This window comes from Paenibacillus albidus, assembly GCF_014644435.1.
GTDB lineage: Bacteria > Bacillota > Bacilli > Paenibacillales > Paenibacillaceae > Paenibacillus_AQ > Paenibacillus_AQ albidus.
This window is the reverse complement of sequence record NZ_BMKR01000026.1, coordinates 25,132-49,924: the sequence shown is the minus strand read 5'-3', so window position 1 is coordinate 49,924 and position 24,793 is coordinate 25,132. Positions and strand designations below refer to the sequence as shown.

The 24,793-nt window shown below is 50.9% G+C and carries 17 protein-coding genes; 10 read left to right on the top strand and 7 right to left on the bottom strand.

Annotated features, from left to right (window positions below; translation table 11 throughout):
* Window positions 1-153: 153 nt before the first annotated feature.
* The 5 genes from IEY53_RS23880 to IEY53_RS23860 all read left to right on the top strand — a co-directional run bounded on the left by IEY53_RS23880 (window position 154) and on the right by IEY53_RS23860 (window position 4,983).
* Window positions 154-507 carry a PTS sugar transporter subunit IIA gene (locus IEY53_RS23880; protein ID WP_189029512.1) on the top strand — a complete coding sequence of 118 codons (354 nt, stop codon included), beginning with the start codon at window positions 154-156 and terminating at the stop codon, window positions 505-507.
* A gap of 2 nt (window positions 508-509) precedes the next feature.
* Window positions 510-809, top strand: a complete 300-nt coding sequence (locus IEY53_RS23875; protein WP_189029511.1) for a PTS sugar transporter subunit IIB — start codon at window positions 510-512, stop codon at window positions 807-809.
* 49 nt (window positions 810-858) lie between these two features.
* On the top strand, window positions 859-2,268 hold the full coding sequence (locus IEY53_RS23870; RefSeq protein WP_189029510.1) for a glycoside hydrolase family 1 protein: 1,410 nt from the start codon (window positions 859-861) through the stop codon (window positions 2,266-2,268).
* A gap of 45 nt (window positions 2,269-2,313) precedes the next feature.
* Window positions 2,314-3,618, top strand: a complete 1,305-nt coding sequence (locus tag IEY53_RS23865) for a PTS sugar transporter subunit IIC (protein ID WP_189029509.1) — start codon at window positions 2,314-2,316, stop codon at window positions 3,616-3,618.
* A gap of 72 nt (window positions 3,619-3,690) precedes the next feature.
* Window positions 3,691-4,983: a glycoside hydrolase family 140 protein gene (locus IEY53_RS23860; RefSeq protein WP_189029508.1), complete on the top strand. Its 1,293-nt coding sequence runs from the start codon at window positions 3,691-3,693 to the stop codon at window positions 4,981-4,983.
* A 35-nt stretch (window positions 4,984-5,018) separates the two neighbouring features.
* On the opposite strand, the gene IEY53_RS23855 is transcribed toward IEY53_RS23860, so the two are convergent.
* The gene (locus IEY53_RS23855; protein ID WP_189029506.1) at window positions 5,019-7,364 is read right to left on the bottom strand and encodes a helix-turn-helix domain-containing protein; all 2,346 of its coding nucleotides are present in this window, start codon (window positions 7,362-7,364) and stop codon (window positions 5,019-5,021) included.
* A gap of 289 nt (window positions 7,365-7,653) precedes the next feature.
* Here IEY53_RS23855 and IEY53_RS23850 point away from each other — a divergent pair, with 289 nt between their 5' ends.
* From IEY53_RS23850 to IEY53_RS23835, 4 genes are all read left to right on the top strand, one after another.
* Window positions 7,654-9,225, top strand: coding sequence for an extracellular solute-binding protein (locus IEY53_RS23850; protein WP_189029504.1), 1,572 nt, complete (start codon window positions 7,654-7,656; stop codon window positions 9,223-9,225).
* A complete protein-coding gene (locus tag IEY53_RS23845) occupies window positions 9,222-10,121 on the top strand; it encodes an ABC transporter permease (RefSeq protein WP_189029502.1) in 900 nt (299 codons plus the stop codon). Before IEY53_RS23850 ends, IEY53_RS23845 begins: the two co-directional genes overlap by 4 nt.
* Window positions 10,122-10,140: 19 nt before the next feature.
* The gene (locus tag IEY53_RS23840) at window positions 10,141-11,010 is read left to right on the top strand and encodes a carbohydrate ABC transporter permease (RefSeq protein WP_189029500.1); all 870 of its coding nucleotides are present in this window, start codon (window positions 10,141-10,143) and stop codon (window positions 11,008-11,010) included.
* Window positions 11,011-11,073: 63 nt separating this feature from the next.
* Entirely contained in the window at window positions 11,074-15,600 is a 4,527-nt protein-coding gene (locus IEY53_RS23835) for an OmpL47-type beta-barrel domain-containing protein (RefSeq protein WP_189029498.1), read from the top strand.
* An 87-nt stretch (window positions 15,601-15,687) separates the two neighbouring features.
* Here IEY53_RS23835 and IEY53_RS23830 read toward each other — a convergent pair whose 3' ends face one another.
* The 6 genes from IEY53_RS23830 to IEY53_RS23805 all read right to left on the bottom strand — a co-directional run bounded on the left by IEY53_RS23830 (window position 15,688) and on the right by IEY53_RS23805 (window position 23,581).
* Window positions 15,688-17,448 carry an ABC transporter ATP-binding protein gene (locus IEY53_RS23830; RefSeq protein WP_189029496.1) on the bottom strand — a complete coding sequence of 587 codons (1,761 nt, stop codon included), beginning with the start codon at window positions 17,446-17,448 and terminating at the stop codon, window positions 15,688-15,690.
* On the bottom strand, window positions 17,448-19,199 hold the full coding sequence (locus IEY53_RS23825) for an ABC transporter ATP-binding protein (RefSeq protein ID WP_189029494.1): 1,752 nt from the start codon (window positions 19,197-19,199) through the stop codon (window positions 17,448-17,450). The genes IEY53_RS23830 and IEY53_RS23825 overlap by 1 nt, the downstream gene beginning before the upstream one ends.
* Before the next feature lie 120 nt (window positions 19,200-19,319).
* The gene (locus IEY53_RS23820; RefSeq protein ID WP_189029492.1) at window positions 19,320-20,375 is read right to left on the bottom strand and encodes a HAMP domain-containing sensor histidine kinase; all 1,056 of its coding nucleotides are present in this window, start codon (window positions 20,373-20,375) and stop codon (window positions 19,320-19,322) included.
* A complete protein-coding gene (locus IEY53_RS23815; protein WP_189029490.1) occupies window positions 20,372-21,046 on the bottom strand; it encodes a response regulator transcription factor in 675 nt (224 codons plus the stop codon). The genes IEY53_RS23820 and IEY53_RS23815 overlap by 4 nt, the downstream gene beginning before the upstream one ends.
* 387 nt (window positions 21,047-21,433) lie before the next feature.
* Complete coding sequence (locus IEY53_RS23810; RefSeq protein WP_189029488.1) at window positions 21,434-22,402, bottom strand: alginate lyase family protein; 969 nt, start codon at window positions 22,400-22,402, stop codon at window positions 21,434-21,436.
* Between the two features lie 45 nt (window positions 22,403-22,447).
* Window positions 22,448-23,581, bottom strand: a complete 1,134-nt coding sequence (locus IEY53_RS23805; protein WP_189029486.1) for a glycoside hydrolase family 88 protein — start codon at window positions 23,579-23,581, stop codon at window positions 22,448-22,450.
* 138 nt (window positions 23,582-23,719) lie between these two features.
* Between IEY53_RS23805 and IEY53_RS23800 the strand changes: the two genes are divergently transcribed.
* Entirely contained in the window at window positions 23,720-24,574 is an 855-nt protein-coding gene (locus IEY53_RS23800) for a helix-turn-helix transcriptional regulator (protein ID WP_189029484.1), read from the top strand.
* Window positions 24,575-24,793 lie beyond the last annotated feature (219 nt).

Below are 24,793 nucleotides of genomic sequence, written 5' to 3'. Positions count from 1 at the left end.
CCCCGGGGAATATTGGATTCTGCTGTGGGTGTTGAATACGTGCGGATGTAAGCATTTCCGCTTGTAGCGGAAAAGGATTGCGTTTAGATGTGAGTTGTAATCGTATACACTGATCTTGTAAGACAAAGAAATGAAATGTAAGAGGTGAACGTTATGGATGAGTATCAGGAAATTATTATGGGAATTATAACCAATGCAGGGTTCGCCAAGAGCAAGGCTATGGAAGCTATTGCCCTTGCCCAGAAAGGGCATTCAGAGCAGGCAGCAGAATGTCTCGAGGAATGCAAAAAGGAGCTGGTGGATGCGCATAAATCGCAAACACGGCTGATCCAGCAGGAAGCGGGCGGAACCGCACATGAAGTGACATTGCTGATGGTGCATGCACAGGATCATCTGATGTCGGCCATTACGACAAAAGACTTGGCAGGACACATTGTGGAGCTATATAGCAGATTGAACCGTTATGAAGCAGCGGTTGTCCAAAACACTACAAATAGGGAGGACTAAGAATGAAACAAATTACTTTGGTATGCGCAGCGGGAATGTCTACAAGTATGCTGGTACAGAAAATGCAGAAGGCTGCCCAGGCCCAAAATGTTGAGGTAGAGATCAGGGCCACCTCCGAAAGCTCCTTCAAGGAGTACGCGGACAAGACGGATGTGCTGCTGATTGGGCCGCAGGTCGGCTATCTGGAAGATGATTTTAAAAGCAAATATGAACCTAAGGGCATTAAAGTGAGCGTAATCGACCGAATGGACTATGGCATGATGAACGGCGAGAAAGTGCTTGCTGATGCTTTAAGCCTGTAAGTGCAGGGGCTGATGACATACCCTTTGCCAGAAGAAAAAGGAGATTAACATGAAGCATAACCACTTGAAGGGCTTTGAGCCGGATTTTAAATGGGGCGGATCAACCTCGGCTTATCAGTTTGAAGGAGCATGGGACGAGGACGGGAAAGGGCCATCTGTCATAGACAGCCGCCCCCCACGGGAAGGGATCACCGATTACAAGGTCGCAAGCGGCCATTACTATCACTATAAAGAAGATGTTGCATTGCTGGCGGAAATGGGCTTCAAGGCTTACCGCTTCTCGATTGCCTGGACCCGCATATACCCGCTGGGAACCGGGGAATTGAATCCGAAAGGCATACAATTTTACAGCCATTTGATTGATGAGCTGCTAAAATACGGGATCGAGCCTATCGTGACCATGTACCATTTTGATCTTCCGGCGGCTCTGGAGAAGGAGGGCGGTTGGTCAAACCGGCATACAATTGCCGCTTTTGAAGCGTATGCGAAGACCTTGTTCGAGCATTTTGGCGACCGGGTGAAGTATTGGCTGACCATCAACGAGCAGAATATGATGATTCTTCACGGCTCTGCCCTGGGAACACTGGACCCGAACCTGAAAGACCCGAAGAAGGAACTGTACCAGCAAAATCACCATATGCTGCTGGCTCAAGCCAAGGCGATGATTCTGTGCAAGGAACTGCTTCCGGGGGCAAAAATCGCACCGGCACCCAATATCTCCTGTGTGTACCCGGCCTCATCGCGGCCGGAAGATGTGGTGGCCGCGGACAATTTTGCGGCAATCCGGAATTGGCTATATCTCGATATAGCGGTATTCGGCCGCTACAATACGCTGGTCTGGAGCTACTTCGAAGAGAAAGGTTATACACCGGACATCCAGGAAGGGGACATGGAAATACTCGCCGCTGCGAAGCCGGACTTTATTGCTTTTAATTACTACAGTTCCGCCACCGTCAAAGCAAGCACCGGGGATTCGGCGGAAAAAGGCGGAATGGGCGATCAGCAAATTTCGGTTGGCGAAGCCGGGGTGTTTGCGGGCAGCGGGAACGAATATCTGGAACGGACGGAATTTGGCTGGGGCATTGATCCGGCAGGCCTGCGCGTAACCTTGCGGAGCATTTATGACCGTTATCAGCTGCCGATGATCATTACAGAGAATGGGCTGGGAGCTTTTGATGTGCTGGAAGAAGGAGATGTTGTAAGAGATGAATACCGCATCGATTACTTGCGCAAGCACATTGAACAATGCCGGTTGGCGATTACGGATGGCGTAGAATTGTTTGGTTACTGTCCATGGTCGGCAATCGATTTGATCAGCACACATCAGGGAATCAGCAAGCGTTACGGTTTCGTGTATGTTGACCGGGACGAGTACGATCTGAAGCAGCTACGGCGGATTCGCAAGAACAGCTTTTATTGGTACAAAAACGTAATTTCATCAAATGGAAGCGTTATCTAGATGATGGTTTATCAGATGAAATTCTAAAGCAGGAGTTGAACGGATATGGCAAATGAAAAAAAGCTATCCCACAAGCTGCAAAGATACGCAGGTAAAATTCAGCAAAACCGCTACATGAGCGCTATTTCGAACGGTCTGATGTCAACCCTCCCTTTTCTGATTGTCGGGGCGTTCTCGACGCTGTTCTCCGCGCTTGCCTGGGAGCCTTATCAGAACTTTATTGCACCGGTAAAGGGAATTATCGGATTGGCATCAACCATGACTACGGGGGTTATCGCCCTATATGCCGTATTCTTCATTGCTTACAGACTGGCACAGGCCTTTGACAAGGACCCGTTGGTCCCCGCTGCGACTGCGCTGCTCTCGTTCCTTATCCTCACGCCGGTAGAGACCTTCGACAAGGTACGGGCCTTGCCGCTCCAATGGCTTGGCGCACAGGGGTTGTTTGTAGCCATGTTTGTCGGCCTGATCGCCTCAAGATTGTATATATGGATTGTTGACCGCAACTGGACTATTAAAATGCCGGAGGGAGTTCCGCCTACGGTTGTCAAAACCTTTTCGGGTCTGATTCCGGCCATACTTGTAGCCGTCCTTTTCGTCGTAATCTCCGGATTGTTCATGCAGACCTCTTTCGTTACAGTTCATGAGTTTATTTATACCTATCTGCAAGTGCCGCTGGAAGGGCTTGGCGGATCGTTAGGGGCCATGATTATTGCCCTGATCATTATGCAGGCGCTCTGGATGTTCGGGATTCACGGAGCTATCGTGACTCTGGCTATTGTGAAGCCCATCTGGATGAGTCTGGATCTTGCGAACCTTGAAGCCTTTCAGGCCGGTGCACCGTTGCCGAACATTATTGGACTGGCGTTCTGGTACATCTTTGCCAATTATGCACCTATGCTCGGCTTCGCACTGCTGCTGGTCTTTCTGGCCAAGAGCAAGCAGCTGCGTACGATTGGGAAACTGGGCCTTCCGGGAACGTTCTTCTCGATACACGAGCCCCTGAACTTCGGCATACCGGTCGTTCTGAATCCGCTGCTGGCGGTTCCGTTTATCGCCTCCCCTATCGTTTGCGCGGTGCTGGGCTATTTTGCGACAACCATCGGTTTGCTGCCGGCACCGATCGGGATTTATCCTGCCTTTGGAACTCCGATCTTTGCTTTGGGATTCATTGAGGGCAGTTGGAGGCTTGCTGCTGCACAGCTTGTGCTCATTCCTGTTTGTATGCTGATCTATTATCCATTCTTTAGAATCCTCGACAGACAGGCGCTGGAGAGGGAACGCGAAGCACAGGAGAATTCGGAACAGGAGGGGACAGCCGGGATTAATGCCGGCGCAGTCACCTCATAAGCGGACCATAAACCCGGAAAACGGCGTATTCAGCGCCGTTTTCTTCATTATTCGAGAGGGAGGACACATTCTATGATCAAGCTTGGCATAGCGGAGAACAAACGTTATTTCGTCAGCGAAGGGGCTCCGTTTTTCTATCTGGCCGATACGGTCTGGAGCGCATTTACCAATATCCCGCTGGAGGAATGGAACTATTATCTGGACTACAGGAAAAGCCAGGGCTTTAATGTTCTGCAGATCAATCTGCTGCGGCAGTGGGATGCCAGCGGCAGTGATTTGAATCAGGAGCCGTTTGCCCGCTGTGAAGACGGTACGTATGATTTTTATACGCTAAATGAAGAGTATTTCGCAAGAGCCGAGCAAATGGTGGAAATAGCGGTGGGCAAAGGGTTTGTGCCGGCGCTGGTTCTGCTCTGGTGCAATTATATTCCGGATACCTGGGCGTCCAGAATCCGGGAAGATAAGAAGATGCCGCTGGATGCAGTGGAACCATACGTGCGTTATGCAGCGGACCGCTTCTCCAAATACTGCCCGATCTATGTCGTGAGCGGAGACACCGACTTTCCATCCGAACGGGCGAATGAATACTACCGGACTGCACTTCATGTTGTGAAAAGGCATAGCCCGGAGTGCTTGACCACCCTGCATATTCAAGGACGACTTGCGGAAGTGCCGGACGAATTCATAAACGATCCCGACCTGGACTTCTACATGTACCAGTCCGGCCACAACTCACAGTTTCAGCCTACGGCCTACACCTTAGCTATGGATTTCAGCAGCAAGCCGGTAACACGGCCGGTGTTGAACTCGGAGCCTTGCTACGAAATGATGGGGTACAGCCGCCAGGTTTACGGCCGGTTCAGCCGTGCCGATGTGCGCAAGGCTGCCTGGCAAAGTCTTTTATCCGGAGCGGCTGCCGGTGTAACCTACGGAGCGCATGGAATCTGGAGCTGGCATAAGAAAGGCAAGCGGTTCGGAGTTACCGGCGAAGGCTTTGACAGCCCTTATGATTGGCAGACCGCCCTCAAATTTGAGGGGGCGTGGGATTACGGATTTGCCAAATGGCTGTTTCAGATGTACGGGCTGACCGATTTGCGGCCGTGGGACATTGTGCTTAAGAACACGGAAGAGATCCGGGCGGCGGCAACCGCCAGCTTGTCCAAGGTTGCCATTTATGTCCCAGTCAATACAGTTCTGAGGTTAAATGCGGACCTTGGTGAATACGAGTTTACCCTCATCGACCTTGAACACCACAGATTTGCAGCGGCTTCATTAACTGTTCAAGAGGGGATAACGGTCATTGCTATGCATGATTTTGAAAGCGATGTTCTTTTGATCGGTGTGAAAAAAATTCATTTCTTCTAGAAGTAGCCAATGAATAATAGGAACGGATACCGTCTTCAATGGGCGGTATCCGTTTCTTTTGTTTGCAGCAGTCTGTCTGCTGCCTGCTGCTGCCGGTATTGTCCGGGTGTAAGCCCTGTCCGGGCTTTGAATAACTTATTGAAGTAGCTTACATTCGCATATCCGATTTCCCGGCAGATCTCTTCGGTGGAGAGGTCAAGCTGCTGGAGCAGCTCCATAGCCCGCTTAATCCGGAGCTGGATCAAATAATCATTGACGGTCATCCCCGTTGATTCCTTGAAGATCCGGCTTAAGTAAGATGAGCTGCGCTGCACGTTTTCGGCTACTGTGTCCACAGAAATATTTTTATTGAAGTTCGCATCCATATAATCGGTCGCCAGCTGCAGGGTCACATCCGTCATCTTGGAACGTTTCTCCTTGTGGTAGGCGATGATCCTGCTGCACATGTCCAGCAGGCACTCTTCCATATCCGGCAGCGTCTCGGCACGCGACAGTACTTCCGGATAAGCCGGTCTGTCCCCGAACACCGCGGACATATCGCCCCCAGTCTGGACAAGCGTCTTCATAATTTCCCCGCTCAGCTGGAAAAATTGCTGCTGAATATTTGCCTTCCCCAGCTTCTTATCGATTACGGTCCGCGTGATCTGCCGAATGGCCTTGAAGCATTCCTCCTTGTCCGTCTGCAGCAGCGCCTGCAGCAGCTTCGTTTCCAGTTCATAGGGATAATAATAAGCTTTTTCCTCCGACTTCCAGTCGCCGAGGATGTCATAGGGCAGAATTTCGCCTTTACCGATATACATCTTCAGATTCAGAGCTTCCAACGTATCCTCGTAGGCCAAGCGGACTGTTTCTACGCTCCCGTGGATCCGGCTGACGGCGATGGTTACGTTCATGCTGTACCGGGTTAGCAATAGCAACTTCAGCTTTTTGGCTTGCTCTAACGGGAAGTCGTCCTCTCCTGGAGGAACGGAAAGGAGGATCACCGTCCTTTTGTCATCCTTGGCGAAAATCTCACCATCGATATCGGCCCCGAGCTCCTCCATAAGCCCGTAACGGAACAGGTAGAATTGGAGGGTACCGTCCGGTCCCTTCACCGGATAAGGCTCCTCCAGCTCAAGGGTCAGCACGGCAAACCGGGCAAAGTCCAGCCGGATCCCCAGCAGCTCCGCCGCCTGGTCCGTTCCGCCGCCTTGGATGAGATCGTTCAAATATTTCTCCTTTATGGCTGTACGGTTATCGGTAAGAAGGGAATCTACCCTCCGCTTCTCTTTCACTAGTGTCTCCCAGTTGCGGACCAATTGATCGAAGATATGTCGAATGAAGCCGGCTTCGTCACCTGCGGGCAGGGGGCCGTTTGTTCCGTCCTGCTGACCGGCTTCGGAGCCGCCGATATAGGAGATCACGCTTTGGAGCGGCCGGTACAATCTTCTGGACAAATAAAAGGATATCCCGAAGGCGGCAGTCAGGTAGGTGGCTGCAACAGTGATGACAATGAATTTGATGCGGTCCATCCCTTGCAGGAGGGCGTGACGTTTGGTGATGTCTACGAATCTCCAGCCGGTCAGCTCCGAGGTTGTATAGGAGACGATCCGGTCGGAATCATCGATGTAGTAGCCGCTTCCACCGGTCAGCCGGACGGGGTCCAACTCTTGCAGCAAGGACTCTCCGGCGGCAGTATCGGAATAGAGCAGATCGGAACCCGGCCCCAATACAAGGGTGGCGCCTTTTTTATTATGGTAATGGCTCAAATAGTCATCGAACAGCAGCTCCAGCTTCAAATTCATAACGATGGCGCCGTCGACTTGGCCGATTAATGGCATCTTCTGAAGCAGACTGGCGGCGGAATGATCCGGAGCGAAGCCGTCTTGCCTTCCGGTAATCCAGATCGTACGGCTGTCCGATTGCAGCTTCCAGACTTCCAGCCAGGACCTGTCCGCAAACGTGGAGATGGGGGACGTCTTGATCTCGGGATGCGATGTCAGGACAAGCTCCAAAGGGGCGTAATACAAATAGATGGAATCGATGTAGGGACTGATCTTGTTCTGCTCTTCCACGAAGCCGGATAAATCAATCAGGGAGCTGACGCTTAACTTGCCGCCTTTCGTATGGTACAGGTACGATTGGGTCGTGATCATGCCGGCGGCGGCAGATTTGATGGCGGTCAGCTCCTTGTGGATGAGCTCCTGCTGCTGCGTCAAGATGGATTCGTTGTACGCGATGGCGTTCTGAATACTGTTGTCCGCCGAAATGGAGTAAGTGATCGTGGCGATGAGAATGACGGTGATTACAGCAATGGCGGTCAAAGAAAGGAGCAGCTTGACGAACATCGTGTTGTGTTTGATCGAACGGTATCCAAGCAAGGTATTCACTCCACTTCTCAATATGGTTGCGCTTACATATCCAGGCGGCGAACACGACGCATCAATAGAGGGATTATATCACAGTTGGGTCTTCCGGGAAGGGAAAGCCCGAAAAACATACAAAAAAAAGAAAAACATAATCCGGTCCAAACGGCTGAAGTGGCCAAAAACATAAAAAAGAATGGAAAGAAAGGATTGTGCGGCTTGCTGTAGAAAGCTATCGTAAAAGTTGTAACCGCTCCCATAACCCGGCCGGGAGCCAAAGTCAGGATGCGGTCCAACATACAGTTTCAAGTAAGGGGAGATTCTTGTGTGGATTAAACTTAAGAAAGTAGCGAATGCCATTCTGCCGGCCATTGTAGCAGCAGGCCTGCTCGCCGGCTGCGGCAACGGAGGGAACAACACGGCTGCACCGGATGCCGGCACAAGCACTGACTCCGGCAAATCAGCAACAAGTCCGGTGGAAATTACATGGGGCGTCCACTTTCAGGCTACCGGAGTGGTGGCAGACTCCCCGGTCCAAAAGTGGCTTGAAGAGAAATTCAATGTAAAGATCAAGCCGGTGAAAGTGACCGATGCCAGCATCGCCTCCGGAGAAATACCGGACATCTTCATGCTGGGCGATCCTGCCAATGTGGCGGCGTATCAGAACCAGGGCGTCCTGATGAACCTTGATCCGAACCTGCTGAAGGAAAAAATGCCTGAGTATTATAAGGATATTGAAAAAAACAGTGCGCTGTTCCAAACAGTGACTTACGACGATAAGCTATGGGCCATCCCTATGTTTATCGACCTGAAGCCGTATGATCTGGCGATGCTGTGGCGCAAGGATTGGCTGGACCGTGTTGGCATAACGAAAGCTCCCGAGACGCTGGAGGAGTTCGAGCAGGCCGTCTATGCATTCGCACAGAAGGACCCTGACGGCAATGGCAAAAAAGATACCTACGGCTTGACGGGTACAGCAACGTCCACCTGGTCATCCGGCTTCTATTCCATCTTCGGTGCATTCGGCGTGCAGCCGACCATGTGGCATGAGAAGAACGGGGAAATCATGAACGGCTCCATCATGCCGGAGACGAAGGAAGCGCTGGCCAAACTCCGGCAGTGGTATGCCGACGGGGTGATTGACCCTGAATTCATTACCGATACGCAGGATTCATACCGCAAGAAGCTCTACAATAACCGGATCGGCGTCATCGAGGAGCAGATTGCCAAGGGCGCGCTCCCGGAATCGGCGACCGTGACGGAAATGAAAGCCTTGAATCCCGATTCGGAGCTGGTATTTGCGAGGAATCCGAAAGGCCCGGGCGGCGACGGTTCCTGGGATTGGGGAGTGAAGAGCAACTTTGTTGTCATCAGCAGCAAAGTGCAGGACCAGCCGGAGAAACTCGAAAAGCTGTTCGAGATACTAAGGGCACAAAGCAGTGATGAGGAGACCATCAACATGACCAACCTCGGGGTGAAGGGGACCCATTGGGACTTCACGGAGAGCGGGGCGACCGCCGGAGCCACCGAGTTTATGGCTGGCTTCGAGAAGCAGGAAGCGCGTGATCAGGATGGCGTCCGGCTCTTCTCGCTCGGCAACATCACGACGCAAGCGTACCGTCAGAAGTACTCCAATCCGGATTTAAATGAAGCGATCCGAACCTATTCATCCGCTCCAAGGTTGACGGATGCGCTGTTCTTCTCGGCACTGCCTTCGGACGGGAAATACAAAAGCGACTTGACTTCGCTGATGCAGAAATATTTTGCCCAAATCATCAGTGGAGAAATTCCGCTTGAAGATTTTGATAAATTCGTTGCAGAGTGGAAGGCCGGAGGCGGTGACGAACTAACCAAAGAAGCCAATGAGATGTACCAGGCTCAATTCAGTAAATCATGAAGATCATAAGCAAGCATGGAGAGCTAATGGCGTTGTTTCTGTTTTCCTTTGTCTTTTTCTTCATCTTTAAATACGGTCCGCTGTACGGCGTGATTATTGCCTTTAAGGATTTCCGGGTGGTGGACGGAATATGGGGGAGTCCGTGGGTCGGGCTCCAGCACTTTCAAGAGCTGTTTCAGAATGGAGATTTTTATCGTCTGCTAAAAAATACCTTGCTCCTGAACTTTTATCTGCTGATTTTTGCTTTTCCCGCTCCGATCATTCTGGCACTTTTGCTGAATGAAGTCCGGTCCCGCTTCTTCCAGAAATTTGTTCAGACGACGATGTATTTGCCCCATTTCGTATCCTGGGTAATCATGTCGGGTCTTATCATCTATTTTCTATCACCGACTACCGGGGTTGTGGCCGAAATCGTGGGCTGGTTTGGGGCGGAACCCGTCTTCTACATGGGCAAAAAGGAATATTTCCGGAGCATTATCGTGGCCTCCGCTATTCTGAAGGATCTGGGCTGGGGTTCGATCATCTATTTCGCCGCTTTGTCGGGAATTAATCCGGAGATGCAGGAATCGGCCATCATTGACGGAGCGAACCGCTGGCAACGGATCCTCCGGATTAATATTCCTTCAATCATGCCTACCGTGGCGATCATGTTCATCCTCAGTCTCGGCGGTTTCTTAAGTGCAAATTTTGAACAAATCATAAATCTGCTTAATCCGGTCACCTATGAAACGGGGGACGTCATCGATACTTACGTCTACCGGGTCGGTCTGCAGCAGTTCCAGTACAGCTATACGGCAGCGATCGGCCTGTTCAAGTCGCTCGTGGGACTTCTGCTCATTCTGGGTGCCAATCTGACGGTGAGAAAGCTGAGCCGGGGGGAGAACGGGTTATGGTAGAAGTAGGAGGAAGTCAGTCATGAAGGCCAAAAAATGGCAGGATCTTATTGCCCCCTTTATCATCTACCTTGTCTTATCGTTGCTTGCGCTCATCGTTGTATATCCGTTCATCCATGTAACGGAGGTGTCCTTCAGTGCACGCGGGGAGGCGCTCCGGAGCGGATTCCATTTTGTCCCGCTCGACTTTGAATGGGGGGCTTACCGGGAGCTGCTGGAGTATCCGTTCATCTGGTCAGGCTATGCGAATACGCTGTTCCGCATGGTGGTGGGAACGATCTTGACGCTGCTGGTCACCGTCTGCGCTGCTTATCCGCTGTCGCGTCCCGATTTTCCCATGAAACGCGTCCTGGTGCTGCTTCTGTTGTTCACCATGATCTTCGACGGGGGCATCGTGCCGAATTATCTGCTGATGAAGGAACTGCACCTGCTGAATTCACGCTGGGTTTATGTGCTGCCGTCAGCAGCTAACGCCTTTCAGGTTCTGGTCATGCTCTCGTTCTTCCGCTCCATTCCGGATGCACTGATCGAAGCAGCCCGCATTGACGGAGCCAGGGACCTGCGGATTTTGTTCCGCATTGTGCTGCCGCTCTCGATCCCGTCCCTGGTGACGATCGGACTCTGGTCGCTGGTGCACCATATCAACGCGTTCATGGATAATCTGCTGTATGTCACCGACCAATCGAAGTTCGTGCTGCAGCAGGTCGTCCGGCAGATTCTCATTGAGAACAAACTGGACCCGTTCACTACGGCAACGAATCTGACGCCTCCCGCGCCGGAGAGCCTGAAGATGGCGTCGGTGATCGTATGCTCTTTGCCTGTGCTCGTCCTGTATCCTTTTTTGCTGAAGTACTTTGAGAAAGGAACGATGATCGGATCGGTGAAAGGGTAAGCTCCGGGGAGCCTCGTTGGTCCCTTTCAGATACTCCAATCGATAAGGAGGCTTTACAATAAAATGAAAAGAAGAATGTTCATTGTCTTATCGATCATTGTCTTGATAGTAGGATGTTTCCCGGCGGCGGCGATCCAAGCAGAGGAGTCACAAAGTTCCGAAGCAGTCTATTATATATCTGAAAGTGGAAGCGATTCCAATATGGGGACAAAGGAGGCTCCTTTCCTTACCCTGGAAAAAGCCAGAGACACCATCCGTCAGCTGAAGCAGACCACGGGGTTGCCTGACGGCGGAATTACGGTTTACCTAAGGGGCGGCATATACAACCGGACCGGAAGTTTCCTGCTGGAGGAACAGGATTCGGGGACGGCTGACAAACCGATCCTCTACCGGGCTTATCCGGGTGAATCGGTGCGGCTGAACGGCGGCCGGGAACTGGAGAAGGACTGGTTCTCCCCGGTGACAGACGAATCGGTTCTGAACCGGATCATCAGCACCGATGCAAGATCCAAAGTTCTGCAGGTGGACCTCATGGGACACGGCATTGCCGATTATGGAGTCATGAGCCGTCATGGCTACTACAAAGCCAACGATGTCAGCCAGACTCCCCCCATGGAGCTGTATCTCGAAGGGGAAGGCATGACCCTTGCCAGATGGCCGAATAAGGGTACGGTCCAGATGGGGAATATCCTGGACGCCGGACCCACCCGCAAGGACCCCGATCTGCAGACCCGGGGAGGCACCTTCACCTACACCTATGAACGGCCTGAACTCTGGACCCAGGCTGATGATATTTGGCTTGACGGGATCTTCGGCTACAGCTGGGAATGGTCATACAACAAAGTCGCTTCGATTGATACGCAGAACAAGTCTATCACGTTAGCTTACGGGGAAATGAGCGGTATTTTTAAAAACTGGTACCCGGACTTCCATTTCGCCCAGAACTTGCTGGAAGAGATCGACATGCCGGGGGAGTATTATATTGACCGGAGCCAAGGGATCCTGTATTTCATGCCGACGGCCGCTTTCCAGGCGGATCATCCGGAAATTACCGTGTCCATGCTGAAGACCCCCATGATCAATACCCTCAATACGTCGTATGTAACCTTCGAGGACCTGATTCTGGAGAACGGACGGGATTCAGGAGCGGTCATCATGGGCGGCAGCCATATCCGGCTGGTGCATTGCGAGATCCGCAATTTCACCGAAGGAGGTGTGCGGATCAATACCCAGAGCCGCTGGTTATACGACGACTTCGCCAAGGCGTCCGGGGTGAACCATGCCGTCGTCAGCTCGCATATTCATCATGTCGGGGGAACGGGAGTCATCCTGAACGGCGGAGACAGACTGACGCTTACGCCAGGCAACAATGTGGTGGAGAACAGCCACATCCATGACTTTGCCTATTACCATAAAGCCTATAACCCCGCTGTGATTCTGACGGGAGCAGGGAACCGCATCTCCCACAATGAAATTCATGATGCCCCGCATCCCGGTATCCTGATCTTCGGCAACGACCATCTTGTGGAGTACAATGACATCTATGATGTCTGCAAAACGTTCTCGGATCTCGGGGCCATCTATATGAATCTGGGCGCTGCGCCGCAGGAGCGGGGTTCGGTAATCCGGAGGAATTACTTCCATCACATCGGGGAAGGCAAAGCCGGGGTGCAGGGCGTATATCCGGACAACTTCACGATGGGAATTACGATTGAAGAAAATATTTTCTACAAGATGGGCAATTCGGCCGTTCTGAACAACGGAGGTGCGCATATCCGCACCCGGAACAATCTTTTTATCGACGCCAAGGTTCCTTATGATTACTCGGATATGTACTTGGGCGACGGACCGGAGCAGCAAATCTCCAAAAACTACATGCAGCCGTGGCATGCTTTGTTCGAGAAATACAACAACTTCGTCGGGATGCCGCATCTGGCCAAATACCCGGAGCTGGCGGACTTCTTTACAGAGAACCGGTATTATCCTGACACAAACACGTTCCAGAACAATGTCATCTATAATCCGACCAAGACGAGAAGCAGCACAACGAATGCGAATGGAGCTTACGATAAGTTGAATCTCGTTCAATACGCGAACAACTGGGTAACAGAAAGAGATCCGGGGTTCGTGAATCTGGCGGGCGGCGATCTGAATCTGAAGGCGGATGCCGAGGTGTTCGCACAGATCCCTGGCTTCCAGTCGGTTCCCTTTAGCGAGATGGGAATCACAGGCAAAGCCGGCCCTTATCTGGCACCGGATGTAATCCCGGTCCAAGGAGTCGTGCTCTATGAGGATGCCATTACCCTCGGTATTGGGAAATCGCATACTCTGTACTCGGCGGTTCTTCCGTGGAACGCCACCAATAATAAACTGGAGTATACCTCAAGCGACCCCTCCGTGGTAAAAGTGGATGCGGACGGCAAGCTGAAGGGGGTTAATCTGGGGAACGCGGTCGTCACGGCGGTCTCTGCGGAGAACCCGCTTTTGAGGGACGAAGTCCAGGTAACAGTCGAGGTCGGCGACGGGATTATGGAGGATACGAATTTCGAGAACGGCCGGAACGGCTGGCCGAGCGATGCGAACCGGAGCATTGTGGAGGTTGAGGGCGGCAACCACATGTATAAGCTGCTCAAAGGGGCGACAACGCTGAATGAGAACGACTTCAGCAATTACGAATTGACCTTCAAGCTGAAGACCCCCCCGGCGATTCCGGAATTGGCCACTCTCTATGTGTTCGACCGGCTGAACCCGGCCGGCAGCGGAGGCCGGATCGGGTACAAGAAGTATGCCGACGGAACGTCTTCGTGGATTCTCTATAATGCGGCCTGGGGTACGGTTAAGCAGAATATGCTGGCCACTCAGGACCTGCTGCCGGATACCGTCTACAACATGAAGATCATCGTCAAGGGGAAGGAGATCAGCGTCTACGCCGATGGCAAACTCAAGCTGAAAGCCAGTGATCCGACCTTTAATCCTTCCGGCAAAGTCGGATTCTATGCCGGGGGCTTTGATTATCTCTTGTTCGACGATATTAAATTCACGGTACCGACAACAGATGTGGCCGGTCTGCTGCTGGATAAGAGCAGCATCAACATGGTGTTAGATGAGCAGCAGCCGCTGCAGGTCCAGTTCGACCCCTCGGATGCCTTGAACCGTGACGTGGTCTGGGAGTCCACACATCCGGAGATTGCCTCTGTCGATGAGAACGGAACGGTTACGGCGCTCTCCAAAGGGGAGACCGTGGTCACTGTCACCTCCGTGGCCAACCCGGCAGCCACGGCCTCTGTCACCATCCAGGTTTCGGATGTCCTTCACTACACAGATTACGATTCGGGAGCGAACGGCTGGCCGGTGGATCCGAACCGCAGCATCACGACTGTGAACGGGAACAAAATGTACAGAATTCTGAAGGGCGCTTCCGCGCTTCATCCGAAGCTGTTTACGGACTACGATCTGACCTTCAAGCTGAGAACACCTGCCGTGATGCCGGATCTGGGTACATTCTATGTGTATGACCGTTCCGCCTCCGGCACCTCCGGCAAGATCGCGTACAAGAAATTGGCGGACGGCACCTCACAGTGGATTCTCTACAGCCCGACTTGGGCGGTGCTGCAGACGAAGAACATTCCCGCTATGGATTTGCAGCCAAATACGGAATACAACCTTCGTATCCTGGCCGACGGCACCAGTATCCGCGTCTATGTGAACGATGAACTGAAGCTTGCGGGTTCCGATCCCCAACATCATCCAACAGGAACGGTTGGATTCTATGTCGGCGGTTTCAGTGAATTATGGATCGATAACGTCAAGTTCTCACGGATTGATGAGGCCGCACCCGTAACTACGGCCGCCACGACCCCGGCGCTGCCTGACGGTTTGGACGGCTGGTATACTCACCCCGTTACGGTTCAGTTGAGTGCCACTGATTCGGGTACCGGTGTAACGGACACTGTATATAGCACGAATGGCGGAGAGACATGGCTGCCTTACCAGGGACCTGTGACTTTCAGCCAGGACGGCCATTATTCGGTAGCCTACCGTTCTGTTGACTCGGCCGGAAACAGGGAGGAGACTCAAACCTTGAGTTTCAAGCTGGATAGCAGCGCCCCTGAGCTATCCGTTACAGAGCCGGGCGCCAGAGCCTATACGGGCACGGAAACCCTGACACTGCTGTGGACAGCCGTTGATGCGATGTCCGGGGTGGATTCCGGCAAGACCGTTGCCCGGCTGGATGAGCAAGCCGTAGAACCGGGAACGCCGGTTCCGCTGTATACACTGAACCCCGGCTCCCACAACTTCGCCGTAACCGTCAGCGACGGCGCGGGGAATACGCAGGAGAGCACAGTGACCTTCTCAACGTATGCCGATGTCAGCTCGCTGAAGGCACTCGTCAACCTGTTCAGGGAGAAGTCCTGGATAGACAACCACGGAATTGCGAACAGTCTGCTTATGAAACTGGATAAGGGTCAAGTGGAAGCGTTCCTTCATCAGGTTCAAGCGCAAAGCGGCAAGCATATCCAGGCGGAAGCCGCCTCCTATCTGCTGCGGAATGCGGGCGATATTCTGCAAAGGGCGGAGGAGCAAGACTAAACTAGCGAGGGGTGTCCCAAGCAGCCGTTTTATGGCTTGGGACACCCCCTTCGTATGTGCTGAACCATAAGTGATGAAATAATCGGTTTAAGATGCTTGTTCGAATTGGCTATTGTAAAGCTCCGCATAGAAGCCATTTTTGGCAAGCAGTTCATGATGGCTGCCGCTTTCCAAGATATCGCCATCCTTCAGAACCAGAATCACATCGGCATTCTTAATTGTTGAGAGTCTATGTGCAATCACGAAGGAGGTTCTTCCTTCCATGAGCTTATCCATCGCCTGCTGAATCAACAGTTCCGTTCTTGTATCGACCGAGCTTGTTGCTTCATCGAGGATGAGCATCGGCGCATCCTTGAGCATCGCGCGGGCGATCGTAAGCTGTTGCTTTTGCCCGGTAGATAAATTGACTTTGTCGTTTAGCACGGTATCGTATCCGGCACTCAAGGTCTGTATGAAATGGTGCAAGCCCACTGACTTACAAGCCTCTTCGATTTCTTTATCGGTTACGCCCGTTTTGTTGTACACTAAGTTTTCCCTGATAGTACCCTCAAAAAGCCAGGTGTCCTGCAGAACCATACAGAATAAATCATGGATGTTTTCTCTGGTTAAACTGCTGATCGGGGTACCATCAATATAAATTTCCCCGCCCTTTATTTCATTAAACCGGATTAGAAGGTTTACAAGCGTTGTTTTCCCTGCGCCGGTTGGACCGACTATAGCGATTTTTTGCCCAGGCTCAACCTCGGTAGAGAAATCTTTAATAATAAGCTGGTCTGAATTCTCATAAGCAAATTTCACATGTTCAAATTTCACTTTACCCGCAGCGGTTTCAAGGTGCCTTTCCTTATGGCTCTCATTGTCCATTTCATCAGCTTCCAGGAATTCAAAGATACGTTTGCTTGCCGCGGACGCCGATTGTAAACTTTGTGCGGCTTGCGCAATCTGTGAGAGCGGCTGTGTAAAGTAACGGACATACAGGATGAAGGCCACAATAACCCCAAAGGATATCGTCCCGTTCATAGCAAGTACAGCCCCTGCGACACAAACGGCCACAAACCCAAGATTTCCTATAAACATCATAATTGGCATCATGAGACCGGAGAGGAACTGTGCTTTAAATGCACTATCTTTTAGATTCATATTCAGGGATTCAAATGTACTACGCATTTGCGCTTCGCCATTGTAGGCCTTCACTACAGTATGTCCTGAATAGACTTCCTCTACATGGCCATTGATTTTTCCTAAATATTCTTGCTGGCTTTGAAAATATTTTTGAGATTTTTTCATAATTGCCGCCATGAGGCCAAAGCCAATTACAGTGGCAACAATCGCTGTAATGGTCATAATCACATTCGTTTTGAACATCATGATGAGAGACCCGACAAACAGGGCGAGGGCGGTTACCAGTGTACCGACGCTCTGATTTAAGGCTTGCCCGATGGTATCCACGTCGTTTGTAACCCGGGACAGGATGTCACCGGTTGTAGACTTATTATAATAAGAGATCGGAAGCCTGTTCATTTTACGGGAGAGATCGGTTCTTAAGCTTTTGGAAACCCTTTGTGTAACTACGGACATAATTAATCCTTGTGCCAAAGACAATACAGAGCTAAGGAGATAGATAAATACAAGGAAGAGTCCAATGGTAGTTACGGCTTCCATATCAATGCCGGTGACGATGCCCTCGGTGATCAAGTCAGTCATCTCCGATAGCTTATCCGGCCCGAGCAAAGTCAGTACCGTGCCGATTGCCGCACTGATAATTGCAATAAGAACTACGGGAATATATTTTCTGCCATAGCGGAGAAGTTTGCTCCAGGTGTTGAGTTGCTTTTTGCTCTTGTTCATTAGGCCAGCTCCTCCTTGGAAAGTTGTGAGTAGGCAATTTCCTGGTAGATACTGCAGGACTGCATTAATTCATCATGTGTCCCCATGCCTGCAATACATCCGGCTTCCAGTACAATAATTTTGTCCGCGTCTTTGATAGTACCAATTCGTTGGGCAACAATCAGCATCGTTGTGCCGCGGGATTCTTTCTTCAGCTCACTGCGCAATTTGCGGTCTGTCTTATAATCAAGTGCTGAGAAGGAATCGTCGAAGATCAATATTTCGGGACGGCGCGCAATGGCCCGGGCAATAGAAAGACGTTGTTTCTGCCCGCCGGACAGGTTCGAGCCACCTTGGGCGACATGGGCCTCGTAGCTGCCGTCCATCTTTTCCACAAAATCCGAAGCTTGAGAGGTATAAACGGCATCAACGACATCCGATGTCAGATTACTGCCATTATCGCCAAAGGCAACATTGGAGCTTACCGTGCCGCCAAACAAAATCGCTTTCTGGGATACGTATCCCATTTTGTTGCGCAGCGCACTTTGTTCGTATTGGTTGACATTGATACCATCCACCAGGACTTCTCCTGCTGTAGCATCATAAAAGCGGGGGATCAGATTAACTAGGGTACTTTTTCCGCATCCGGTTGAACCGATGAATGCTACGGTTTCTCCTTTTTTCACCGTAAAACTGATGTCCTGAACGACGTTTTCATCTGCATCCGGATATTTGAAGCTGACATTTCTAAATTCGACTTCGCCAACCCGATCCGCCCTGGAGTAGGTAAGCGATCCGTTCTGTAAGCTTGGTTTAGTATCCAACACTTCGTTGATTCTTTTGGCAGAGACATGGGCACGGGGCATAAGAATAAAAATCATGATCAACATTATGAATGCCATAACCACCTGCATCGCATAGGATGAGAAGACAATCATATCTGAAAATAAGCCCATCTTTGCGGTACTATCGGCATTTTGAATCAACACAGCACCTATCCAATAGATAGCGAGACTTAAACCGCTCATAATGAGAGAAATACTTGGCATCAGCATGGACAATACATTGTTGGCGAAGAGATTCGTCCGGGTAAGCTCGTTGTTGGCTACTCCAAATTTATCTTCCTGATAGCTTTCCGCATTATACGCGCGAATGACACGCAGTCCGGTGAGGTTCTCTCTTGCAACACGATTAAGGTTGTCCGTCAGTTGCTGCAATCTTTGGAATTTCGGCAGCACGAGCACGATACATATGCCGACAATCAGAATTAACACGCCAATAGCGACACCGGTAGAGAGCGACCACTGCCAACTCTTGCCCGTGATCTTGAGCAACGCCCAGACTGCAAGGATAGGAGCCTTCAACAGCATCTGCAGACCAATGACAATCAGCATCTGCACTTGCGTTATGTCATTCGTTGACCGGGTAATTAGACTGGCTGTAGAGAAGTTGTTGATTTCTTCCATGGAGAACGACTGTACCTTATCGAACAATTTGGAGCGTAATCTTGAAGAGAAGTTAGCCGCGGTTCTGGCGGCAATGCCTGCCACAATAATGGAGGTGGCTAAGCTGCCGAGGGCACAGAGCAGCATCCAGACTCCGGCTGCAATAATTTCGCTCATTTCACTTCCCGGTGTCTGTATAAGACGGGTAATATCGCTCATATAACCGGGCAATTCTAAATCCAGCCATACCTGTGCAATAATGAAGAGAAGGCTGATACTGACTAGAGCCCATTCCTTCGGTTTCAAGTATTTAAGTATAGTGACCATATCTTTGACTCCTTTATGTGGTGTTGCATACATGATAACGAAACAAGATAAACTGAAAATTAACTTTTCTGAAAAAAGAAAAAGCCCTGAAAGAACCATTCAGTTCTTTCAAGACTTGAGTCAAAGTCCATTCGGTATTGTAATTGTAAACGTGGTCCCTTGTGATGGGGTGCTGCTGCAAGCAATCGTTCCTTCGTGCAGATGAATGATCTTGTTCACGATCGCTAATCCAAGACCATTGCCTGCAGTCGAGTGGGAAGTGTCCTGCTGATAAAACTTATCGAATATCCTGGGAAGAGCCTCCGGATGAATGCCGCTTCCGTTGTCACGGAATAGAATCACAATGCTATCTTCATTTTTCTCCATGCTAACTTTAATTTCGCCATGCTCTGGAGTGAATTTGATCGCGTTGTCCAACAAATTCAGCCAGACTTGATTTAACAGCTCTTTGTTGCCGGAGAGTTCATAATCCTGAATATTAACGTTCAGTGACAGGTTCTTCTTCTCAAATTTGGCAGCAAGCAGCAGCACACATTGGCGAATTTGCTCCCCGACATTAAACCACCCTTTGTTCGTCAGAATCGATTGTGTCTCAATTTTGGACAGCTCCAGGACATTCGAGGCGAGGGAGGCAAGTCTGGCCGATTCCTCAATGACAATGTCTAGATATTCCTCCCGTTCCTCTTTGGTAAGATCATCATTCTTTAAGACTTCGGCAAATCCTTTGATAGATACAATCGGTGTTTTGAATTCATGGGAAAAATTGTTTACAAAATCGGTTCGCAGAATCTCGATACCCCCAAGCTCTTCAGCCATGCGGTTAAAGTTCTCCGACAGAATTTTAAACTCCGGGGGGCTTTTGAGCTGAAGACGCATGGAGAAGTCACCGCTGGCAAGCCGATCCGTGGCTTCTATAAACATCCGGATGGATTTTACCATTTTCCGGCTTGTGACAGCCGATATCGTGGTACCGATAATTGTGCAGGCAATTAATGTCATTACGGGAAGCAAGGTGCCATCTTGGGCAATGTGTTCATTCAACAAGCCAAAAATACGCGCAAAATAGAACAGCAGCCCTGTAATCACAACAGTAATGAGAAAGATGAAGAATACGGCAAGGGAGAAATAGATGGGAAGAGAGATTCTGTTGTTGAGTTTGTTACTCATTTTGCTCATGGTTTTCTCACCGCCTTGTATCCCAGACCCCGAACGGAAACCAGTTCAAACTCCGGATAAGCTTCAAACCGTTTCCGTAGACGATTGATGTGCACATTAACGGTGGTATCCGTACTTTCATTCTCCATGCCCCATATTTCGTCCATGATCTGGATACGGGTGAAAATACGGTCCGGGTAGGATAATAGCTTATACAACAAATAGAATTCTTTTTGCGGAAGGGTTTGCTTCTCGTCCTCCCGGGTTACCGTCAAAGCGTCATAATCAAGAATGACTTTACCAACTACCAGTTTACGGGCACTTGCAATTTGGGAACGGCGAAGCAGAGCTTGGATTCTAAGAAGCATTTCTTCGGTATCAAGGGGCTTGGTCATATAATCATCGGTTCCAAGCCGGAACCCCTTTTTCTTATCTTCCGGGAGATGTTTGGCTGTGGCCATAAGAATGGGGATCAAGCTATTGGCATCTCTTATTTCCTTAGCGAATTCATAACCATCCATATTAGGCATCATGATATCCAGTATGATTAGATCAATATGCTGCGAATCAAGGATCTCCAGAGCTTTAACTCCGTCTTCGGCAGTAACAACAGAATATCCTTCGCGTTTTAGCACAGCTTCAAGAAGTCTTCTTACATGTTTATCATCTTCTACGACGAGTATCTTGATCAATAGTTTCACTCCAATTCTTTTTATACATTATGGCTAAGTGGTCTTGCTGCTTATTGTGGTATCAGGGCCATAATATCATCTTTCTTTTGCAATGAACAAACTCTTCGATGCCAATCCCACAGTAAGGATGAGCTAAGAGAGGCTTCAAACGAAGTACCTGAACAGCATATTAATGAAACGGCTTTGCGCATAGATCGCCTGGAAAAACGGGGGTAACCCCCAGTTTTCTCGATTCTAGATACGCTAAAATCTAAAAAGAAACCCGAGGTCTCCAAAAGACCTGGGTTTCTCGACAATCTGACGGTGCAGATAGCGTTCCTGCAAGCAGTGCGACCCCAACAAACAACGGTTCGTTAGCGGATGTTCACATAAGCGATCACCTGTAGGCTACTTCAAAAACAAATGCAGCTCCGGAAAAATCCAGGCGTAGGATTGATAATACCCGCTGTTTATGTTTAGATTGCCGGTTATCGGGCGGTAGGGAGAGACCAAACGTTCATATTCGGGATCCTTGTAAACCTTGGACATGGCTTCAAATAAATCCAGCGGCCACGTATCGGCTGCCAGCGGTGCGGGGAAGCTCTGCTCTTTGTCGTACGGCCACTCCTCTACGCGCCCATCGGCATAATAAAATAAGGTATCGAGTGCCGTTTTGATGTTTTTTCCACCGGGAGAGGTCCAGTCGAACAGATTTTCGCCAGTAGTGTCATGGATCACCTTCATGGCTGCCGTAAGGGGAGCCAGAGCGAAATAGTGGTACCAGATGGATTTTTGTCCTCGCGTTGTTTCCTCTGGAAGAAATCCGGAAGCCGCAACAGAATCGTCAATATGTTCCTTGAGATGGGTGACTTCTTCCGCAAAACGGGCTTTGTCGTCCATGAAGCGAAAAAGGAACAATTGGGCGTACAAGCTCCAGCTCCACCAATTGTTACGGAGCGGAATACGATCCCATTCGGGCAGGCACACCCCGGTCATCCAACAGTCGAATAGATGTTTGTCCTCCTTGCGCCAGCCCGGATAGTTGTTGATAAGCTCAGCCGCTTGAATCAGGCCTACGCCCAAATAGGCAGAGACAAGGGGGCCGTCATCACCGGCCAATTCCTTATTGACGGTTGCCCAGCCGTGGAGCAGTTCGATCGCCTTGTCCGCATATCCGGGTTCGCCGGTGTACCGGTAGGCTAGCGCAGTTGTATAAGCGGCCTGGGCATCCGCCTCCATGAGACGTTTGGCCGCCAGATGTCCGGCCGCATCGAAATAATAGCCGGGAATCTGCCATGTCGGAACAGCATGGCAGCTAACCGCCATGCTCTCACCCGCAACTTGCAGGAGCTGGTTGAGTGCAGTTGAGTTGTTCATAGGCGTACATCTGTCCTTTCCTGTTAGGGTTCCGCAGCCAGAATGTCATTCCCGCTCGTACCAATAGCCGGGTACTCCACGTTCCAAGCGCATCAAGGCCTCCAGATAGAAATAATCACCCCAGATTACATAATCGTCGGGAGACATATCAAGCCGGACCGCGTAGGAACCCCGGTTCAGCAGGCCTTGCGCATCGGGCTCTCCTTTCGTGGAATAGCCAGTAACAAGGGAGGCAACGATTCGCCCGGCAGCGGTTGACAGCCATTCCCGATCGATGTCTCCCTCCGGAAGCAAAGTGGCCAGCTCGAGCATTCCCGATGCGGCGATGGCTGCTGCGGAACTGTCCCGTTTGGTCTCCTTCGTTTGCGGCACGTCAAAATCCCAGTACACCACACCGTCCTCGGGGAGCCGGTCTACAAAATAGCGGGCGAGCCGCTTGGAGGTATCCAGCAGCTCGGGTTGCCGGATATAGCGATAAGCAAGCGCAAACCCGTAGATGCCCCAGGCTTGCCCTCTAGTCCAGGTGGAGCCGTCCCGGCTGCCTTGGTGGGTGCCGCCGCGGATGGAGTCCCCGGTCACCGGATCGAAGTAGAAGGTATGGTACGTGGAATCATCTCCGCGGACCAGAAATCGGCGGCTTACGGCCGTTTGCTTCTCGGCGGCCTGACGGTACACCTCTCGTCCGGTTTGCTGATAAGCCCAATGCAGCAGAGGCAGATTCATCAGGCAATCGATGATAATGCGCCCGCCGTTCTCGGGATCATCCCTTTGACCCCACGCCTGGAGAATTCCCGGGGTGTCGCGCCATCTTTCCAGCAGAACATCCGCAGCCTGCAAGGCGGTAGACCGGGAGGTTTCGTCCCGTTCCAGGATCCAATGGGCTTTGGTGGAGAGGGAGTATAGAAATCCGATGTCGTGGTGATCCAGGTTCACCCGGTGCCCGAGACGTTCTCGAAAGTTGTCCAACGTTTGTAAGGCGGCAGTCCGAAAACGGGGATCCTTGGAGTATTCATAAGACAGCCAAAGCAGCCCGGTCCAGAAGCCTTCGGTCCAATCGTTACCCGTGGTTAGCCGGTAGATCCGGTTTCCCTGGGTGCTGGTAAGGGGGAACTCGTCTCCAAACCGGTCAATATTTTGTGAAACCACACGCAAGGCCTCTTCGATGGCTTGTGCCCACATGGCGGCATCCTCCATTTCTTGGTATCATGCTGCCTCTATTATATAACCGGACGAATGATTCTCTGTTGTGCTAAAATATAACCAAATTGCGATTATGGCGATGTGGGGGCGGGAGAGTTGGTGGCTCATATTGAACATATGGATCCCGGTCAAAGCAGCTTTTTTCTTGCTTTCCGGGATGAGTGGCTGGATGATCATTTTCTTAAATTTCATGCGCATCAGGGTCTGGAGTTGTTGTTTATCCATGAAGGGCAAGGGGCAGTGGAGGTGGAGGGCCGCTCCTACGAACTGGAAGGAGGCACGCTCTTCTGCTTTCAGCCTTACCAACTGCACAAGTTGGAGGTGCCCGGCGGAAATGAAGCCCGCTATATCCGCACAAATCTGACCTTCGATCCCCGGTACCTGGAGCCGTTTCTGGTCCCTTATCCCAAGCTTCAGGCGTTTCTCCGTTTTCTGTCCAAGGGATCTTTGTCTTCGCCCAGGTTCACCTTCGCGCAAAACCGGCTGATGGGAGTGATGGAGAGCCATGTTCAGGCGGTACTTATACCCGGCGAGGAGCAGGAAGAAGCCCGCATCTTGTTTCTGATATCCTTGCTGCGTCATCTTCAACTGGCGGTCATTCCCCATACAGAGCTTTCACCGGAAGGCTGGTCCGTCAAAAAAACCGCTCATATCGAATCCATTATGGATTGGATTGAAGGCCATTTCCGGGAGCCCTTTAGTCTGGAGCTGTTGGCCGGGAAACTGCATCTTTCATCCTACTACGTGCCCCATCTGTTCAAGCAATACACGGGGGTATCTCTAACAGATTACGTCACAGCCAGAAGAATCCGCGAAGCCTGCGTGTTATTGGGGAACTCCAACAAATCGGTGCAGCAAATCGCTTTCGAGGTCGGAAGGCTAAGCCCCGCTTATTTTTGCAAACTGTTCAAAAAAAACAAGGGAATGACGCCTCTGGACTACCGGTCGGCGCTTCACCATACTGCCAAGTAACGGGCAAACATCTGTACCCGCCAGGCAAGAAGGTCGAAAATGTGCTACTAAAAGTCGTTTCAGAATCTGTCCGTTCCAGGGGGAACTAGATATACTTATATAGAATGAACTGAAAAATGAAAAAAGAAGGTGAGAGTAACGGAGGGGGATTTTGGAACTGTAGGAGCGGATAGCGCCGGCCCCGAAGCTTTCCATAGGAAAGCTCGCCTCGTAAGTATA

Bases quoted from the DNA above. Each gene is read 5' to 3' on its own strand.
- IEY53_RS23880 (WP_189029512.1), top strand. From the start codon at position 154: ATGGATGAGTATCAGGAAATTATTATGGGAATTATAACCAATGCAGGG.
- IEY53_RS23875 (WP_189029511.1), top strand. From the start codon at position 510: ATGAAACAAATTACTTTGGTATGCGCAGCGGGAATGTCTACAAGTATG.
- IEY53_RS23870 (WP_189029510.1), top strand. From the start codon at position 859: ATGAAGCATAACCACTTGAAGGGCTTTGAGCCGGATTTTAAATGGGGC.
- IEY53_RS23865 (WP_189029509.1), top strand. From the start codon at position 2,314: ATGGCAAATGAAAAAAAGCTATCCCACAAGCTGCAAAGATACGCAGGT.
- IEY53_RS23860 (WP_189029508.1), top strand. From the start codon at position 3,691: ATGATCAAGCTTGGCATAGCGGAGAACAAACGTTATTTCGTCAGCGAA.
- IEY53_RS23845 (WP_189029502.1), top strand. From the start codon at position 9,222: ATGAAGATCATAAGCAAGCATGGAGAGCTAATGGCGTTGTTTCTGTTT.
- IEY53_RS23840 (WP_189029500.1), top strand. From the start codon at position 10,141: ATGAAGGCCAAAAAATGGCAGGATCTTATTGCCCCCTTTATCATCTAC.
- IEY53_RS23835 (WP_189029498.1), top strand. From the start codon at position 11,074: ATGAAAAGAAGAATGTTCATTGTCTTATCGATCATTGTCTTGATAGTA.
- IEY53_RS23830 (WP_189029496.1), bottom strand. From the start codon at position 17,448: ATGAACAAGAGCAAAAAGCAACTCAACACCTGGAGCAAACTTCTCCGC.
- IEY53_RS23825 (WP_189029494.1), bottom strand. From the start codon at position 19,199: ATGGTCACTATACTTAAATACTTGAAACCGAAGGAATGGGCTCTAGTC.
- IEY53_RS23820 (WP_189029492.1), bottom strand. From the start codon at position 20,375: ATGAGCAAAATGAGTAACAAACTCAACAACAGAATCTCTCTTCCCATC.
- IEY53_RS23810 (WP_189029488.1), bottom strand. From the start codon at position 22,402: ATGAACAACTCAACTGCACTCAACCAGCTCCTGCAAGTTGCGGGTGAG.
- IEY53_RS23805 (WP_189029486.1), bottom strand. From the start codon at position 23,581: ATGTGGGCACAAGCCATCGAAGAGGCCTTGCGTGTGGTTTCACAAAAT.
- IEY53_RS23800 (WP_189029484.1), top strand. From the start codon at position 23,720: ATGGATCCCGGTCAAAGCAGCTTTTTTCTTGCTTTCCGGGATGAGTGG.